Origin of the sequence: Sphingobium sp. LB126, from assembly GCF_002795205.1 — a bacterium.
Lineage (GTDB): Bacteria > Pseudomonadota > Alphaproteobacteria > Sphingomonadales > Sphingomonadaceae > Sphingobium > Sphingobium chungbukense.
Genome location: NZ_NETV01000002.1, coordinates 1,117,359 through 1,133,110, shown reverse-complemented (window position 1 = coordinate 1,133,110; position 15,752 = coordinate 1,117,359). Strand labels below are relative to the sequence as shown.

Annotated in this window: 16 protein-coding genes; 10 read left to right on the top strand and 6 right to left on the bottom strand. The window is 64.3% G+C overall.

What is annotated here, in order from left to right:
• Window positions 1-30 precede the first annotated feature (30 nt).
• The 10 genes from CAF53_RS21195 to CAF53_RS21150 are packed head-to-tail and all read left to right on the top strand — an operon-like array spanning window position 31 to window position 9,797.
• Window positions 31-1,275: an MmgE/PrpD family protein gene (locus CAF53_RS21195; protein WP_100239486.1), complete on the top strand. Its 1,245-nt coding sequence runs from the start codon at window positions 31-33 to the stop codon at window positions 1,273-1,275.
• On the top strand, window positions 1,272-2,579 hold the full coding sequence (locus CAF53_RS21190) for an MmgE/PrpD family protein (RefSeq protein ID WP_100239485.1): 1,308 nt from the start codon (window positions 1,272-1,274) through the stop codon (window positions 2,577-2,579). Before CAF53_RS21195 ends, CAF53_RS21190 begins: the two co-directional genes overlap by 4 nt.
• Window positions 2,576-3,946 (top strand): phenylacetate--CoA ligase family protein, encoded by a 1,371-nt coding sequence (locus tag CAF53_RS21185; RefSeq protein WP_100239484.1) that lies wholly within the window; start codon window positions 2,576-2,578, stop codon window positions 3,944-3,946. The genes CAF53_RS21190 and CAF53_RS21185 overlap by 4 nt, the downstream gene beginning before the upstream one ends.
• Complete coding sequence (locus CAF53_RS21180) at window positions 3,943-5,259, top strand: amidase (RefSeq protein WP_100239483.1); 1,317 nt, start codon at window positions 3,943-3,945, stop codon at window positions 5,257-5,259. Before CAF53_RS21185 ends, CAF53_RS21180 begins: the two co-directional genes overlap by 4 nt.
• A gap of 20 nt (window positions 5,260-5,279) precedes the next feature.
• The gene (locus CAF53_RS21175) at window positions 5,280-5,585 is read left to right on the top strand and encodes an REDY-like protein HapK (protein WP_046765206.1); all 306 of its coding nucleotides are present in this window, start codon (window positions 5,280-5,282) and stop codon (window positions 5,583-5,585) included.
• The gene (locus CAF53_RS21170) at window positions 5,585-6,418 is read left to right on the top strand and encodes an SDR family NAD(P)-dependent oxidoreductase (protein ID WP_100239482.1); all 834 of its coding nucleotides are present in this window, start codon (window positions 5,585-5,587) and stop codon (window positions 6,416-6,418) included. The genes CAF53_RS21175 and CAF53_RS21170 overlap by 1 nt, the downstream gene beginning before the upstream one ends.
• Complete coding sequence (locus CAF53_RS21165) at window positions 6,418-7,284, top strand: polysaccharide deacetylase family protein (protein ID WP_100239481.1); 867 nt, start codon at window positions 6,418-6,420, stop codon at window positions 7,282-7,284. The genes CAF53_RS21170 and CAF53_RS21165 overlap by 1 nt, the downstream gene beginning before the upstream one ends.
• Window positions 7,281-8,045 (top strand): enoyl-CoA hydratase-related protein, encoded by a 765-nt coding sequence (locus tag CAF53_RS21160; protein WP_100239480.1) that lies wholly within the window; start codon window positions 7,281-7,283, stop codon window positions 8,043-8,045. Before CAF53_RS21165 ends, CAF53_RS21160 begins: the two co-directional genes overlap by 4 nt.
• Window positions 8,042-8,947, top strand: a complete 906-nt coding sequence (locus CAF53_RS21155) for a hypothetical protein (protein WP_100239479.1) — start codon at window positions 8,042-8,044, stop codon at window positions 8,945-8,947. Before CAF53_RS21160 ends, CAF53_RS21155 begins: the two co-directional genes overlap by 4 nt.
• A gap of 1 nt (window position 8,948) precedes the next feature.
• Window positions 8,949-9,797, top strand: coding sequence for an alpha/beta fold hydrolase (locus tag CAF53_RS21150; RefSeq protein ID WP_100239478.1), 849 nt, complete (start codon window positions 8,949-8,951; stop codon window positions 9,795-9,797).
• A 260-nt stretch (window positions 9,798-10,057) separates the two neighbouring features.
• On the opposite strand, the gene CAF53_RS21145 is transcribed toward CAF53_RS21150, so the two are convergent.
• The 6 genes from CAF53_RS21145 to CAF53_RS21120 all read right to left on the bottom strand — a co-directional run bounded on the left by CAF53_RS21145 (window position 10,058) and on the right by CAF53_RS21120 (window position 15,744).
• Entirely contained in the window at window positions 10,058-11,032 is a 975-nt protein-coding gene (locus CAF53_RS21145) for a quinone oxidoreductase (protein ID WP_100239477.1), read from the bottom strand.
• A 12-nt stretch (window positions 11,033-11,044) separates the two neighbouring features.
• Window positions 11,045-11,350 (bottom strand): YciI family protein, encoded by a 306-nt coding sequence (locus CAF53_RS21140; RefSeq protein ID WP_046765213.1) that lies wholly within the window; start codon window positions 11,348-11,350, stop codon window positions 11,045-11,047.
• Window positions 11,351-11,374: 24 nt separating this feature from the next.
• The gene (locus CAF53_RS21135; RefSeq protein ID WP_046765214.1) at window positions 11,375-11,680 is read right to left on the bottom strand and encodes a DUF1330 domain-containing protein; all 306 of its coding nucleotides are present in this window, start codon (window positions 11,678-11,680) and stop codon (window positions 11,375-11,377) included.
• A 75-nt stretch (window positions 11,681-11,755) separates the two neighbouring features.
• The gene (locus tag CAF53_RS21130) at window positions 11,756-14,143 is read right to left on the bottom strand and encodes a TonB-dependent receptor (protein ID WP_197707511.1); all 2,388 of its coding nucleotides are present in this window, start codon (window positions 14,141-14,143) and stop codon (window positions 11,756-11,758) included.
• A 278-nt stretch (window positions 14,144-14,421) separates the two neighbouring features.
• Entirely contained in the window at window positions 14,422-15,330 is a 909-nt protein-coding gene (locus tag CAF53_RS21125) for a DUF1838 family protein (protein ID WP_100239475.1), read from the bottom strand.
• Between the two features lie 39 nt (window positions 15,331-15,369).
• The gene (locus CAF53_RS21120) at window positions 15,370-15,744 is read right to left on the bottom strand and encodes a c-type cytochrome (protein ID WP_046765217.1); all 375 of its coding nucleotides are present in this window, start codon (window positions 15,742-15,744) and stop codon (window positions 15,370-15,372) included.
• Window positions 15,745-15,752: the final 8 nt, after the last annotated feature.

Here is a 15,752-nt window from a genome sequence, read left to right as displayed (position 1 = left end):
GTGTATCCATTACGTGTCGGAGTATCTCCGATGACTGCAATAGACCATAGCCTAGTCGAACGCATTGCACAGCATCTCCAGCGTCCGATAGAAAAAATTGTCCGGACAAAGGCCAGGCTTCATCTTCTGGACTGGTTGGCCTGCGTTGCGGGCGGCAGGCAATCCGATATCGCCCGATCGCTGGCGAAGGACGGCCTGGCCGCGTCCGCCGACAAGGCTGCGTGGCTGGGCAATGTGCTGGAGATGGACGATGTCCACCGCACGGCGATCCTGCATCCGGGGCCTGCGGTCTGGCCGACGGTCCTGGCCATGGGTGGGGATGCGCTCGACGATGCGCTCGATGCGGGCGTGCGCGGCTATGAGGCCATGATTGGGATCGGCGCGATGCTGGACGGACGGCATTATGCCTTCTGGCACAATACGGCGACGGCAGGCAGCTTCGGAGCCGCCGCCGCGGCCGCATCGCGTCTGGACGCAAACGAGGCCCAGCTCGTATCGGCGCTGGGGCTGGCGGGGTCGGTGACCGGTGGCCTTTGGCAGATGCGGCATGAGCCGGTCATGGCCAAGCAATGGCATCTGGCGCATGCGATGATGACGGGCATGGCAGCGGCGCGGCATGCGGTGGCGGGCGTGACCGGGCCGCGCTTCATCCTGGAAGGGCCACAGGGTCTGTTCGCGGCGACGTGCGATGCGCCAAAACCTTTGATGCTGGCGGAGGGCTGGCGCATCGATGAGGTCAGCTTCAAGCCATGGGGCGCCTGCCGCCATGCGCATCCCGCCATCGACGCGGCGCTGGAATTGAAGGCGGCGGGGGCGCTGGAGGGACGGGTGACGGTCGCCACTTATCGCGATGCGCTCGTCTTTTGCGACCGGCCCGATCCGCAAAGCGTGCTCGATGCGAAATTCTCGCTGCAACATGCCGTTGCGATCATCATGGACAGAGGCGTGCCGCAACTGGCCGACTTCGAACCCGATGCGATCGCCGCGCTGGCCCCGGCGCGCAGACTGGTGACGGTAATGGAGAGCGAGGAATTGACTCGCGCCTATCCCGCGCATTTCGGGGCCACCCTGTCGAGCGACAAGGGCAGGGTCACGCTGGCCGATGCGCGGGGCGATCCGGAACGGCCCTTGTCCGAGGTGGGCGTGGTTGAAAAGGCCCGCGCGCTGATGGCATGGGGTGGTATCGGCACCGATGAGGCGAGCGACATGATCGCGGCCACGCTTGAGGGCGATCGGGTGTCGGACATCCTGCGCATATTGGAGGGCTGGTTGTGAGCGCGACGCGACGCATAGTGGATTTCGCCCGTGCCGGGCACCGGCTTCCCCCGGCGGTGCGGGCGGCTGCGCTTCACCTGCTGGGCGACACGCTGGCGACCGGAGCGGCGGGTTCGACGGCACCCGGCGCCGATCCTGTGCTGGCCGCCGCGTGCGGCTGGGGGCAGGGAAGCGATGCCCGCCTGATTGCGCGGAACATGCGCCTGCCCGCGGCGGGCGCAGCCTTCGTCAACGCCTTCCAGATCCATTGTCTCGAATGGGACGCGGTGCACGAACCTGCGGTGGTCCATGCGCTGTCGACCGTGACGGCTTCCGTCATGGCTGCCATCGACCGGCGCGGCGGATGCGACCCGGAGGACGCGTTGACCGCGCTCGCGGTCGGTGTGGATATCGCCAGCGGTCTTGGCCTGTCGGCGGACACGCCGCTCCGTTTCTTCCGCCCCGCGACGGCGGGCTGCATCGGGTCGGCGCTGGCGGTGGCCCGGATCGACGGCGTGGACCGACTGGACGATGTTCTAGGGCTGGCCTATTCGCAATGCGCGGGCACGATGCAGGCGCATGTCGAGGGATCGATCGCGCTGCCGCTCCAGATCGCCGGAGCGGCAAGGTCGGCCATCGCGGCGGTCGATCTGGTCAAGGCCGGGCTGACCGGTCCGCATGACGCGCTGGAAGGGCCGTTCGGCTATTTCACATTATTCGATGGAGGCGACATCAACTCCTATGCCGATGCGCTGGGGCAGGTCTGGCGCATCGCGGAAGTCAGCATCAAGCCGTTCCCGTCGGGGCGGGCGAGCCATGCGGTGCTCGCGACGCTCGACACGCTGCTGCGGGAGGGGGCGGTGGACGCCGGTTCGGTCGTAAGGATCGACGCTTTCGTGCCGCCGCTCATCCAGCGACTGGTGGGGCGTCCCTTCAGCGCGGACATGACGCCGGCCTATGCGCGCCTATGCCTGCCGTTGCTGGTGGCGCTGATGCTGACCGATGGGCGGATCGATCCGCGCCGGTTCACGCCCGCGACCTTCGCCGATCCGGCGATCGCCGCGCTGGCCGACAGGCTGGTCATCACGCTGGACGGCAATGCCGATCCCAACGCCCTATCGCCGCAGCGGCTGGTCGTCACGCGTGCCGACGGCACGCTCCTGGAGCGCACCATCCCCGCGACGCTCGGCCATCCCGACGCCGCCATGAGCCCCGCGCAGACGCAGGCCAAACGTGACCTTGCCCGCGAGCTTGCCGCCAGCGAGCCCGATCCGCGCCTGTTTTCCGATCCGCTTTCCTATTTCACACGTCCGGAGCAACCATGACTTTCCCGACCTATTTCGAAGCCTTCGACGCCAAGCAGATGCTTCAGGACTATCCGGTGGGCGATGCCTTCGTGGCGCGCTACACGGGTATGAGCCGCGACGAACTGCACGCGTTGCAGAACGAACGCTTTCTCAAGCTGATGAAGCGCGGCTGGGAAATCCCCTTCTATCAGCGCCTTTGGGGCGCGAAGGGCATCGAGGCGGCCGATATCCGCAGCCTGGAGGACATCGTGAAGCTGCCGGTCTATGACAAGACCGACCTCATGGCCTCGATCGCCGCACACCCGCCCTATGGCGATTTCGCTGGCCTGGGCGGAGCCGATCGTCCGCCGACGATCTTCCACACCACGTCGGGCACCACCGGGCGGCCGCAGGCACTGCTCTTCGGTCCCAAGGGGCGCGAGATCACCAATCTGCTCGTGGGCCGCATGTACCGCTGGCAGGGGGTCAGCCCCGGCGACGTGGTGCAGTCCGTCTATGGCCACGGCATGATCAATGGCGGCCATTATATCCGCGAGGCGGTGATGCATTTCACCAACTCGATCTTCCTGTCGGCGGGCACCGGCATCGAGACGCGATCGATCAACCAGGTCGGGTTGATGGCGGATTTCAACGTTTCTGTGCTGGTCGGCTTCATCGATTATATCCGCAAGCTGGCCGAGGTGGCCGAGGCGGAAGGGCTGCTCGACAAGATCAACATCAAGATGATCTGCGGCCATCTGGGCACCGAAGACCGGTCCAGCGTCGAAAAGGCATGGGGCGGGGCCAAGGCCTATGACTGGTATGGCGTGGGCGATACCGGATCGATCGCGGGCGAAGGTCCGGAACGCGACGGCCTCTATGTCTGGGAGGACGCGCAATATCTGGAACTGCTCGATGTCGATACGGGCGCGGCCGTGGGCGCGGGCGATACCGGCGACATGGTCGTGACCTGCCTGTTCAAGGATGACATCGCGCCCTGCATCCGCTTCAACACCCATGACATCACCCATGAGCTGACCGGCGCCAACCAGACGGGCATAGCCTTCAAGCGGATCGCCGGGTTCAAGGGCCGCAGCGACAATATGGTGAAGCTGCGCGGCATCAATGTCTTCCCCCATGCCATCGGCTCGCTGATCGAGAATCGCGCCGACCTGACCGGGGAATTTGTCTGCCATGTCTCGCGCGATGCCTCCGGGCGGGACGATATGCAGGTCACGCTCGAAAGCCGGGGCGGCACGGACGAGACGCAACTGGCCGGCCTGCTGCGGCAGGGGCTGGGCGTCGAGGTTTCGGTGAAGCTGGTCGGTGCCGGCGAGACGGCGACCCTGACCCAGATCGACGTGCGCCAGAAGCCGATCCGCCTGATCGATGAGCGCAAGCCGTGAGTGAACTGCATCGGCTCGGCATCGCCGGATTGCGTGCGGCCTATGCGGCGGGCGAAACCACGCCCGCCGCGGTCGTCGCGCATTATCTGGCGCGCATCGATGCCCATGACGGTGCGATCCGCTCCTATGTAGAGGTCGACCGCGACGGTGCCGTTGCTGCGGCTGTGGAAAGCGGCAAGCGGATTGTAGAGGGCAGGGCGGGCTCTCTGGAGGGCGTGCCTGTCGCGGTGAAGTCCAACATCGCGGTGAAGGGGCTGGAGTGGAATGCCGGCATGGCGGTGCGGCGTGGCATCATCGCCGCCGAGGACGCGGAGGTGGTGGCACGGCTGCGCGCGGCCGGTGCGATCATCCTTGGCACGCTCAACATGCATGAAGCGGCGCTGGGCGCGACGACCGACAATCCCTGGTTCGGCCAGACGATCAATCCGCATCGTGAAGGCCACACGCCCGGTGGGTCGTCGGGCGGTAGTGGCGCTGCAGTGTCGGCGGGGCTTTGTGTCGCGTCGCTGGGCACCGACACGCTGGGTTCGGTACGCATTCCGGCCGCCTATAACGGCGTCTACGGCATCAAGCCGACGCCGGGCGCCATTTCCGACAAGGGCCTTGTTCCCCTGAGCGAATGGCTGGACAGCATCGGCCCGATCGCGCGATCGATCGACGATCTGGAATCCTTGATGGCGGTGCTGGGCGGCCCGGCGGATGCCGGTATCACCCCGAAGCGGCTGGTGCTGCTCGACAATTTCGATGATCTGGGTTGCGAGGCGGCGGTGCTTGCCGCTTATGAGCATGCAGGGGCGCTGGTCGACGATCTGCCGCGACGGTCGCTCAAGCTGGTGGATAGCGCCGCCGACGTGCGCTTTGCGGGTTTCGTCGTGGCGGCGCGTGAATTGGTTGCACATATGGGCGCGGTCCGTACGGAGGCGGCGGACCGGCTGTCGGACGAACTGCGCTTCATGCTCGACTATGCCGACAGCCGTTCCGACGCGGACGTCACGCGCGCCCAGCAGATATTGGCGCGTACGCGGATGACCGTGCGCGATGCCATCGGGGACGATGGCATATTATTGATGCCGACAGCTCCGCAAGCGGCCTTCCGCCACAATAGCCGCCCGCCCGTGACCCAATCGGCCTTCACCGCCTTCGCCAATATTGCGGGCTTGCCGGCGATCAGCATTCCTGCGGGGTTGAACGCCGACGGGATGCCGGTGGCGGTGCAACTGGTCGGCCCGCCCCATGGTGAGGCTGCGCTATTTGCGCTGGCCCGCAAGCTCGACGCCGGTCTTGCCGGTTTCGTGCCGTCCCCCCTGATTTGAGTGACATTAAGGAGAGCCCCATGCGCATCATCGTGCTGTTCAACCTGAAGCCGGACGCCGATCCCGCCGCTTATGAAAATTGGGCGCGGACGGTCGATATTCCGGGCGTCAACGCGCTGTCCTCCGTCACCGATTTCCAGGTGCACCGGGCGACCGGCGTGCTGGGCAGCGATGCGCCGTCGCCCTACGCCTATTTCGAGGTGATCGACATCAGCGACATGGCGGCCTTCGGCGTCGATGCCTCCAGCGAAGCGGTGCAGAAGGTCGCTGCCCAGTTCCAGCAGTTCGCGGACAATCCGCAATTCATCCTGACCGAGACGCTGTGATGCGCCGCTTCGAAGGGAAAACCATCGTCGTCACCGGCTCCGGCCGTGACAAGGGGCTGGGGCAGGCGATCCTGCAACGCTTCGCGGACGAGGGCGCGAACTGCATCGTCTCCGACCTCGGCAAGCCCGCCGAGCATATGGGCGCCAGCGACATCGGCACCACCGATGAGATGGAGGCGGTGGCCGAGGAACTGCGCCGGCGCGGCGCGAAGGTCGCGGTCATCCCCTGCGACGTGCGGTCGGAGGAAAGCTGCGCGGCGCTGGCGGCCAAGGCCGTCGAACTGTTCGGTTCGCTCGACATCTGGGTCAATAATGCGGGCATCGGCTATATCATGAAGCCGCTGCTGGAAACGACGTCCAGCGAGTGGGAAGCGGTGATCGGCGTGAACCTGTCGGGCGCCTTCTACGGCACCAAGGCGGCGGCAAAGGCCATGATCGCGGGCGGCAAGGGCGGCCGCATCATCAACATCGCCAGCCAGGCGGCCAAGTCGGGCTTCCCGCACATGGCGCCTTATACCAGTTCGAAACATGGCATGGTCGGGCTGACCCGCTCCAACGCCATCGAGCTGGGCCAATATGGCATCACCGTGAATGCGGTGTGCCCCAATCATGTCACAACGGGTCTCGGTGCACGGCAGAATGAATATTTCTCGAAGCTGCTCGGCTTCGACAGTGTCGAGGCCTATGTCGAGAATATGCACCGCAAGAACCCGATGGGTCGCCCCGGCAAGGGCAGCGATACCGCCGGGGCCTGTGCATGGCTGGCTTCCGACGACGCGGTTTATGTGACCGGCGAGGCGCTGAACGTCTCGGGCGGTGAGGAGATGCATTGATGATCGAAGAACGTATCGACTGGCCCCATGACGCGAAGCTGGCGCTGTCGGTGGTCGTGAATGTCGAGGAAGGGTCGGAGATGACCGTGGCCCGTGGCGACCGCGGCATGGAGCCGGTCGATGAACTGGGCATCCATATCAAGTCCGCCATCCGCAACTATGGCAATGAATCCAACTATCGCTACGGCATCAAGGCGGGCGCCCCGCGCATCGTGAAGCTGCTGCGCGATTATGACATCAAGGCGAGCTGGACGGTCGCGGCGCTGAGCCTGGAAAACCATCCGGAAATCGCACAGGCCATCGCCGAACTGGGGCATGAGCCGGTCAGCCATGGCTGGCGCTGGGTCCACCAGTTCAAGATGAATGAGGAGCAGGAGCGCGACTTCATCCGCAAGGCGGTCGCCTCCATCGAGAAGACCGTCGGCGTGCGCCCCTATGGTTGGCTCAGCCGATACTTCCATACCGACAATACGCGGCGTCTGCTGATCGAGGAGGGCTTCGCCTATCATATGGACGATTATTCGGGCGACGTGCCCTTCTGGGACCGGGACACCGTGCCCGGCAAGCCCATCGCCATCGTCCCCTATCAGCTCGATTCCAACGATATGAAGATGTGGACCGACCCGGCGATGACGCCGACCCAGTGGCTGGAATATGCGAAGAACTGCTTCGACCAGCTCTATCGCGAGGGGGAGGCGGGCAATCCCAAGATGATGTCGCTGGGCCTGCACCTGCGCATCATCGGCCGTCCGGGCCGCATCTGGGCGCTGGAGGAATTCTTCCGCCATGTGACCGCGAAGAAGCATGTGTGGATCACCACCCGCCACGCCATCGCCCAGCATCTGGCGAAGGTCGATCCGGCATGAGCCTTCGCCTGGAAAAACAGGGCGCGGTCGCGCATCTGCTGATCGACCGGGCGGAAAAGCGCAATGCCTTCACCCAGGCGATGTGGGAGGAATTTCCCCTGTTGCTGGGGGAGGCGATGGCGGACGAGACGATCAAGGTCATGCTCCTCCGCTCGGCGGCCGCCGGCACCTTCTGCGCGGGGGCGGATATCGCGGAATTCGGTGTGGGCGCGCTCGATCCCGAATGGCGCGCGAAGAACCAGGCTGCGATCGGCCGCGCCCAATATGAACTGGTGCGCGCCGAAAAGCCGGTGATCGCGGCGATCGACGGCGATTGCGTCGGTGGCGGTTGCGGCCTGTCCATCGCCTGCGACCTGCGCGTTGCGTCGTCGCGGGCGCGCTTCGGCATCACGCCCGCCAAGCTCGGCCTTGTCTATTCGCTGCACGATACCAAGCTGCTGGTCGATCTGGTCGGCCCGGCACAGGCCAAGCGCATCCTCTTCACCGCGCAATTGCTTCCCGCCGATGAAGCGCAGCGCATCGGCCTGATCGAGATATTGGACGATGATCCGGTGACGGCGGCCGTCAGCCTGGCCGAGACGATCGCCGCGGCATCCTCTCACAGCGTCCGCAACACGAAGAGGATCGTGCGCCGTATATTGGACGGTCAAGCCGATGATGATGCGGAAACGCAGGCCCTGTTCGGGGCGGCATTTCTGGGCGAGGACTTCCAGGAAGGTGTTTCGGCTTTTCTGGAAAAGCGCAGGGCCGTCTTCAAATGAGCGCCTATCTGACGCACGGCCGTATCGCCGGCGGTGTCATTTCGACGCCGGACCTGAACGCTGCGTTGAGGGATTATCATGACTGCCTGGGCCTCAGGATCGTCGAGCAGGGGAGGCTGGACGCCGATCTTGCCGCGAGCTGGGGATGCCCCAAAAGCGCCGGGGCGCCATTTGCCGTCCTGCAACCCGAAAGCGGGGCGCATTGCTTTCTCCGTCTGGTCGAAGCGCCGCTGCCCGCCGACTTCAAGCCGACCAGAAGCTATGGCTGGGCGGCCTATGAACTGACGGTGCAGGATGTCTTCGGATGGCCGGAGCGCCTTCAGGGCAGCGGCTTCGACATTGTCGGTGCTCCCAAGGCGCTGGAGGGCATGCCCTATTTCGTGCCCATGCAGGTTACCGGGCGCGGGCGCGAGATGATCTACCTCAACGAGGTGGCGGAAGACACGCCGGCCTCCGACCTACCCAAGGCGCGGTCGCTGACGGATCATATCTTCATCGCGATCCTGGCGACGCCCGACCGGGAAGCCAGCCTCCAATGGTTCGAACGGGCGCTGAAGCTGGATATCTCGACCAGCTACACGCTGGCCTATTCGATGATCAACAATGCCTTCGGGCTGGGCAGCGATTATCGCACGACCATCACCATGGTACAGAAGGGGCGGTTGCCGATCGTCGAAGTCGACGATTATCCCGCCGAAGCGACGGTGCGGCAGGGCGACCCCGACATGCTGCCGCCGGGCAATGCGATGATCACGCTTGCCGTCGACGATCTCGATGCGCTCGACGTGACCTTCATCGCGCCGCCGACAAGGCGGGGGGGAGCCATCTACGGCGATCGGCGGGTGGTGACGGTGCGCGGTTTTGCGGGCGAGCTGATCGAACTGATCGAGATCGGCGGCTGAGATGGTCCGGCGCGCCTATGTCGATGGGCCCTATGGACAGATGCATGTGCGCGTGGCGGGCGTAAAGGGGGAACAGCCGCCGCTGATATGCTTTCACATGAGCCCGATGAGCGGGCGCATCTATCAGCGTTTCCTGGAGGTGCTGGAAAGACGCGGACGGATGGGCATCGCCATAGACACGCCGGGCTTCGGCATGTCCGATCCGCCGCCCGCGCCGCCGGGCATAGCCGACTATAGCCGCGCGATGCAGGCGGCGATCGCTACGCTTGGCCTGGCCGGGCCGGTCGATCTCATGGGCTATCACACCGGCTCGATGATCGCGGCCGACCTGGCGGCGGATCGGCCTGACCTTGTGCGGCGGCTGGTCTGCGTCTCCGCACCGATCTTCACGGCGGACGAGCTGATCGAGATGCAGCGCCTCTATGCACGGCACGAACCGGCCGTCGATGGCAGCCATCTGCTCCGGCGGTGGCACGGTTTCGTGCGCTGGAATCTGGGACGCGGCCTGACCATAGAAGAGCTGAACGACATGTTTCCCGAAGGGCTGCTGGCGGGCAACCGGGAATGGTGGGGGCATAACGCCGCCTTTTCCTTCCGGCCCGACATGCGCCTGGATGAGGTCGCGCAGCCCGTCCTCGTGCTCAACACCGATGATGATCTGACGGAGCAGAGCCGACGCGCGCCGAAGCTGATGCGCAATGGCCGGGTGGTCGAATTGCCGCATTGGGGGCATGGCTTCCTTGACGGTTTCCCCGAGCAGGCGGCCGATCTGGTGATGAGCTTCCTCGATGCCGATGCCACGGATCCCTTTGGCGCGCTTCAGCTTCCGGAGGGCGGGCGTCCCGGATGAGCATGTCGATCATCGAGCGGCCTTTCGATGGAAGGCGGCCGAGCGTCTTGCGCTGACCAATCGCTCCATATTGGCATGCGGTCGAGGCCGGCCCGCTGCTGGAGGTTGGCCGTCCGGTGGCGCCTTTCCTGGCGGACGGTTGTTTCACCATCCTGCTGCGAAACGATAGGGCCGAATGCCGATCGACCCGCCTGGTCTTCATCATGGAGTTTCTGAACGGATGAACGGGCGCCTCCATCGGGGCGCCCGTTCCCGAACGGTCAGGGCAACAATAGAGTGGACCCAGTGGTTTTGCGTGCCTCCAGGTCGATATGGGCCTGCGCCACATCTTCCAGGCGATAGCGCTGGCCGACGCTGATCTTCACCTTGCCCGAACGCAGCATGTCCCAGAGCCGCGCGACACCCGCCGCCCGCTCGGCAGGTTTGGCGTAATAATGGTAGAGCATGGGCCGGGAATTGTAGAGCGAACCCTTCATCGCCAGCACGCCCAGATTGACCCCGCCCACCGGGGCGTCGGCATTGCCGTAATTCACGATGAGCCCCCGGATGCCGCAACTGTCGAGCGACGATTCCCAGGTCGACATGCCCACGCCGTCGAACACCACGCGCACGCCCTCGCCATCGGTCAGCGCGCGGACGCGGCTCGCCGTATCCTCGCTCTGGTAGAAGATGATATGATCGGCGCCTGCCGCTAGCGCCTTTTCAGCCTTTTCCTCCGTGCTGACCGTGCCGATGACGGTCGCGCCGATCGCCTTCAGCCACTGGACCAGGATCAGGCCCACGCCCCCGGCGGTGGCGTGGACCAGCACGGGCCAGCCCGCCTCCACCCTGGCACAGCGTTCGACCAGAAGTTCGGCGGTGCAGCCCTTCAGCAGCGCTGCGGCCGCCGTCTCGTCGTCGATGTCGTCGGGAATGGCGATCAGGGATGCGGCGGCGATGTTGCGGTGGGTCGCATAGGCGCCTCGTTCGGGGCCGAAATAGCCGACGCGCTGGCCCGGCGCGAAATCGGTGACGCCGCCGCCGATCGCCTCGACCACGCCGACACCCTCCACGCCAAGCTCGGCGGGGAGGGCGACGGGGTAGATGCCCCGTCGGTGATAGGTATCGATGAAATTCAGCCCCAGCACCCTATGCCGGACGCGGACTTCTCCGGCGGCGGGAGCGGGAAGGTCGACATCATGAAAGGCGATGACCTCCGGCCCGCCATTGGTCTCTATCCGTGCGACGCGTGCCATGTTCCGTCTTCCTTACCAGGTCTTGCCGCCCACCCAGTCGCCTGCTGCCGCATTGAACGCGCGAATCTCGATGTCGGACCAGATCTGCGCCTTGTAATAGGGATCGGCTTCCAGCAGGGTGCGCGCCTCCGCTTCGCTTTCGGCCTTCACGACCAGCAGCGATCCGGTGAAATTGCCTTCCTCGTCGCGCAGCGGCCCGGCGACGGCCAGCCGGTCCAGTCCGGCCTCGACGTGGGCGAGATGCTCCTTCAGCTTCTCCATGCGCGTGGCGGTGGCGCCGGGCTTGTCGCGGGTGATGATGGCGTATAATTTGGACATGGTGCTTCCTTCCTTGGACTGGGATCAACTGGCGATGGCTGGGGCTTCGATCAGCAGCACCTGGCAATCGGCGACGCCTTGGCGAAGCGTTCGCGCCTCGCCATATTCGGGCGAGTTCCAGAAGGCGAGCGCTGCCTCCCGGCTCGGCCATTGCGAAATGACGACGGACCCGCCATCGCCGAAACCCCCTTCGAGCAACTGGGCGCCGGGCGCGCGCATCAGATATTGGCCGCCGAATCTTTCGACCAGAGCGGCGGCCTTCGCGCCATAGCCCGACAGAAAGGCTTCGCGATCGGAGATGGTGGCCGTGACGATCATATAGGCGGGCATGGGAAAGCTCCGGGGCTGGAGGAAGAAAGGGGGACAGGCATGGGCCTGTCCCCGGCCCTGATTGATGGCCTTTCGTCAGAAGGACTTGCTGACCGTCAAACCATATTCGGGCTTGCGCGCGGGCGTGATGCCGAAACCGCGGGCATAGTCGCCGGTCGGTGTGCGGGCGGCGGCAAAGTCCAGATAGCGCAGGATGCCCAGCGGCGTTTCATCGCCCAGCACATTCTTGCCATAGACGGTGACGCGCAGCCCGTGGCTGTCGTGCAGGCCGAACTGCACATTCATCTGCGTCGAAGCGCCGCTCTCGGCCAGGTTGAGCACCTGATCGAAATAGCTGCTGCGATAGATGACGTCCGCGCCGGAGAAGACCGTCCAGTTGTCGTCGACGGGGTGCTGGAAGCGCAGGCCGACCGTGCCGCTATGCTTGGACACGAGCGGCGGGCGGTTGCCCGCGATCGAGGCGGCGTCGCGGCAGCCGGGCAGGTCGAGATTGACGGCCGAGCCGGTCTTGCACGAGCGGCCAAGCAGTTCGAGCGCCTTTTCGGCTTCCACGCCCTTGCGGATTTCGGCATCCAGGAAGGTGTAATTGAACTGGACCTTCAAGATATCGCCGACCAGCGGCAACTGGCCTTCCAGTTCGATACCGCGGATGCGCGTGCGGCCGATATTGACGCTGTAGGAATCGACCACATTGTTGGCGACATAGGTGTTGGTCAGGACCTGGTTCTTATAGTCCTGCCAGAAGGCCGACAGGTTGAGATAGTCGAAACCGAATTTCGACGTCTTCATGCCGATTTCATAGTTGGTGAGCTTCTCTTCCTTGAAGATCGGCTCGGGCGCGCTGGTCTTGTTGAAACCGCCCGGCGAATTGCCCTGCGAGAACTGGGCATAGAAGGACAGGTTCCGTTCCGGCTTCCAGTTGACCGTGACGCGCGGCAAGGTCGCCTTGAAGGTCGCCTTGCGCGTGCCGGCGACGCCCACGATCGTGTTCGGATTGGGCAGGACGACCGTCGCCAGATAGTCGGCGCTGAATACGTCGCCGATGCGGTATGTCGGCGTTTCGCTGCGCACCTTGTCGATCTGGTGACGCAGTTCCGCACCGACCGTCACCGTGCGGGTGACGTCGAAATCGAGGCCGCCGAAGAAGGCGAGGTTGCGCACGCGCCGCGTGTCGTCGAGCAGTTCGGGGCCGACTTCGTTCAGTTCCAGATATTCGGACATGCCGCTCTGCTTGTCCACGCTGTGGAACATGCCCAGGCGCCAGCGGAAGCGGTCGGCCGACGGAGAGGTCAGGCGACCTTCATAAGTCTGCGTCTTGCGGCGCGTTCCCGTGGTGGTTTCGAAGCTCGACTTGCGGCAATCCTGATTGGGCAGGGCGTAGAAGGAACGCCCGCACAGGGACTGCGGCAGGAAATATACGCCGCGCGCGTCATAGGTCTGGTCGAGGCCCGTGACTTCCTGGAGGTCGCTGTAACCGGCCTGGAAGGACGCCTCATAGCCCGACCCGGCGATATCCCACGAGATGTCGCCGATGAAACGGTCCGCATTGCGGTACAGGCCGGGGCGCAGCAGGCGATCGGTGTTCGCGCCGAACCGGGTCATGGGCTTCACCACGCCGCAATAATAGGGGCGGGTGGACAGGAAGCAGTTGTTCGCGCTGGCCGGCTGGAGTCCGATGGCGAAATGGCCGTCATCGTCGGTCTGGTGCAGCCAGCGGACGGAGGCCTTGATATCCTCGGTCGGGTCGAAGAACAGGCCGGCGGTATATTGGCGGCTGCTCTGGTCGCCCAGCCGTTCGCCTCGCACGGCGTCGTTCTTCCACTGGCCGTCAATGTCGAACAGCTTCAGTCCGGCCTGGAAGCCGATACCGTCCATGATCGGGCCCGACAGGGATGCGCTCAGTTCACGACGGTCGAAATTGGCAAGCGTGCCAGAAACCCGGCCCTCGAAATCCTTGGTCGGACGCTTGAGAACTACGTTGACCGCGCCGCTCAGCGTCCCACGACCAAATACGGCCGACTGAGGTCCCTTGATGACTTCGACTCGTTCAATATTCGCAAGGTCGAGCGATGAGAAATCACCGAAATAGGGCGCGCCATCCAGGAAGATGCCGACCTTGCCGTCGCTGAACAGGATATTGGACGCGCCGCGGATGACCGGGCGATCACCGCCGCGGCCGAAGGATTGCTGCATCTGGAAACCCGGCGTGAAGGCGGCGAGGTCTGAAACGCTCTGCGCCATCTTGTCCTGGATCAACGCGCTGTTGAAGGCGTTGACCGCAATCGGCACCTCGAGCAGCGTTTCCGCCCGCTTGCGCGCGGTCACGACGATCGCGTCCGCGGATTCGGTGCTGGCGGCGGGATCGCCGGCATTTTGTGCGGAGGCTGGCGTGGTGGCCAGGCCGATCATCGCGGTCGAGATGATGAGCGCGACCCTGTGTGCTGAACTCTTTGTTTTTTTCATTTCCGAAATGCTCCCCCTCAAGTAACGGCTCCTGGCCGCGATCGGGGGCAGCATTGCGACCATGCGATAAGTTGTCCAGACAAATTTTAAAAATTTATCCGTATAAATTCCCCGGTTCATATCTATTCTGTGGGGGTGTGGCCGAAAAGCCCCACGGATCGACGTGCCGATCTGGCGCCAATATGGAATGCGCGATGTCGCCGGATCCTGGCGTCGCCTGAAGGTGCCTTTTGGCGTTAGCGGATGGGTGCCGTTCTACATTCCGGGAGGCGATCGCTTCACTGCGCCGGTCGCGCGGGTGGCGGCGACACCTTGCGGCGTTCGTCGGCCCATTTCCTGAAGGCGGTCCATGTCGTTTCATTGGGGCGGGCGTCGTCCGCCGGCGGGGCCTGCCTAAAGGTTGGATAATGTGCCGCGATCTCATCCTTCAACAGAGTGGGCAGGGCATCGAAACTGTCCAGCTTCGTGCCCACGGCATTGAAGACCAGTTGTCCCTGGCGTCCCCGCATCTTCATCCACGGCATCCAGTCGGAGATGCGGACCCAGGAGACAGACGGATAAGCGGTGGGATTCTTCGTGTCGAGGATTTCGTCGGCGCGGGCGATGAAGTCGAAAATCTCCATCGCGTGATATTGGCCGCCGACATAGTCCTGATAATCGCCGGAAAGGACATTATGATAGAATAGCGGAATTTCCAGAGGCATGGCCAGCCACTGGCCCATGCGCTTGTAATGGGACTGGAAAGGCTTGCCGTCGGCGGAATAGGGGAAGGCGGTGGGCACGTTCACCGGATCATTGGCAATCTGCATCACCTCCACGGCCTCGCCCGTCCATGGATTGGTCCAGTTGCGGATCACCTCACCCGTTTTCGGGTCGGTGAACAGCATCACTTCGCGGCTGACCTGACGATAGCCCTTGCCGCGCCTGGGATCGATGACGGTCGCGCACTGGCGGATATTCATGCCTTCGCCGGTGAACAGCAGCCGGTCGGGTTCGCCCGCGACGCGGGAGTAGATCTTGCCGGTCCAGTGATAGACCGCCGGCGTGCCGTCCTTCGCACCGCATTGGGCGCGTTTCATGATCTCGACGGCGTCTTCGGGCTTGTCCGGATCGAGCGTCCTCGCGGCAAGCGGCGTTGCCGCGAGGATGACGATTCCACTGAAACCTGCCAGGATATTTCTGATCATTTCACATCGCCCCTTTCCGGTCCGGCCCCGTTGTTGTGGTTACTTGCTGCCTTCGTCTTGCATATAGTCGATGATGGCCTTCCGCTTCGCGGCATCCGCTATGCCTGGAAAATTCATGCGCGTGCCGGGCACCAGGGCGGTGGGGGCGGCAATGTAGGCGTCGAGCTTTTCCGCTGTCCAGACGATCCCGCTGTCCTTCATGGCGTTGGAATATTTGAAATTGGGCTGGCTCGCCGCCGCCTTGCCGAGGATGCCGTGGAGATTGGGGGCCGACAGGCCGCCCGCGCCCGGCTTGAAACTGTGGCAGGTCGTGCATTGGGCGATGGGATTGGCCGGCGCTGCGGCCTGCTGCCCGCCGCAACCCGCCAGTATCAGCGTGGTGAGGGCAAGCGCGGTGGGTGCAATGATCTTCATGATGGTGG

Coding starts and splice junctions, on each gene's coding strand:
- CAF53_RS21195 (WP_100239486.1), top strand. CDS start 31: ATGACTGCAATAGACCATAGCCTAGTCGAACGCATTGCACAGCATCTC.
- CAF53_RS21185 (WP_100239484.1), top strand. CDS start 2,576: ATGACTTTCCCGACCTATTTCGAAGCCTTCGACGCCAAGCAGATGCTT.
- CAF53_RS21175 (WP_046765206.1), top strand. CDS start 5,280: ATGCGCATCATCGTGCTGTTCAACCTGAAGCCGGACGCCGATCCCGCC.
- CAF53_RS21170 (WP_100239482.1), top strand. CDS start 5,585: ATGCGCCGCTTCGAAGGGAAAACCATCGTCGTCACCGGCTCCGGCCGT.
- CAF53_RS21165 (WP_100239481.1), top strand. CDS start 6,418: ATGATCGAAGAACGTATCGACTGGCCCCATGACGCGAAGCTGGCGCTG.
- CAF53_RS21160 (WP_100239480.1), top strand. CDS start 7,281: ATGAGCCTTCGCCTGGAAAAACAGGGCGCGGTCGCGCATCTGCTGATC.
- CAF53_RS21155 (WP_100239479.1), top strand. CDS start 8,042: ATGAGCGCCTATCTGACGCACGGCCGTATCGCCGGCGGTGTCATTTCG.
- CAF53_RS21150 (WP_100239478.1), top strand. CDS start 8,949: ATGGTCCGGCGCGCCTATGTCGATGGGCCCTATGGACAGATGCATGTG.
- CAF53_RS21145 (WP_100239477.1), bottom strand. CDS start 11,032: ATGGCACGCGTCGCACGGATAGAGACCAATGGCGGGCCGGAGGTCATC.
- CAF53_RS21140 (WP_046765213.1), bottom strand. CDS start 11,350: ATGTCCAAATTATACGCCATCATCACCCGCGACAAGCCCGGCGCCACC.
- CAF53_RS21135 (WP_046765214.1), bottom strand. CDS start 11,680: ATGCCCGCCTATATGATCGTCACGGCCACCATCTCCGATCGCGAAGCC.
- CAF53_RS21130 (WP_197707511.1), bottom strand. CDS start 14,143: ATGAAAAAAACAAAGAGTTCAGCACACAGGGTCGCGCTCATCATCTCG.
- CAF53_RS21125 (WP_100239475.1), bottom strand. CDS start 15,330: ATGATCAGAAATATCCTGGCAGGTTTCAGTGGAATCGTCATCCTCGCG.
- CAF53_RS21120 (WP_046765217.1), bottom strand. CDS start 15,744: ATGAAGATCATTGCACCCACCGCGCTTGCCCTCACCACGCTGATACTG.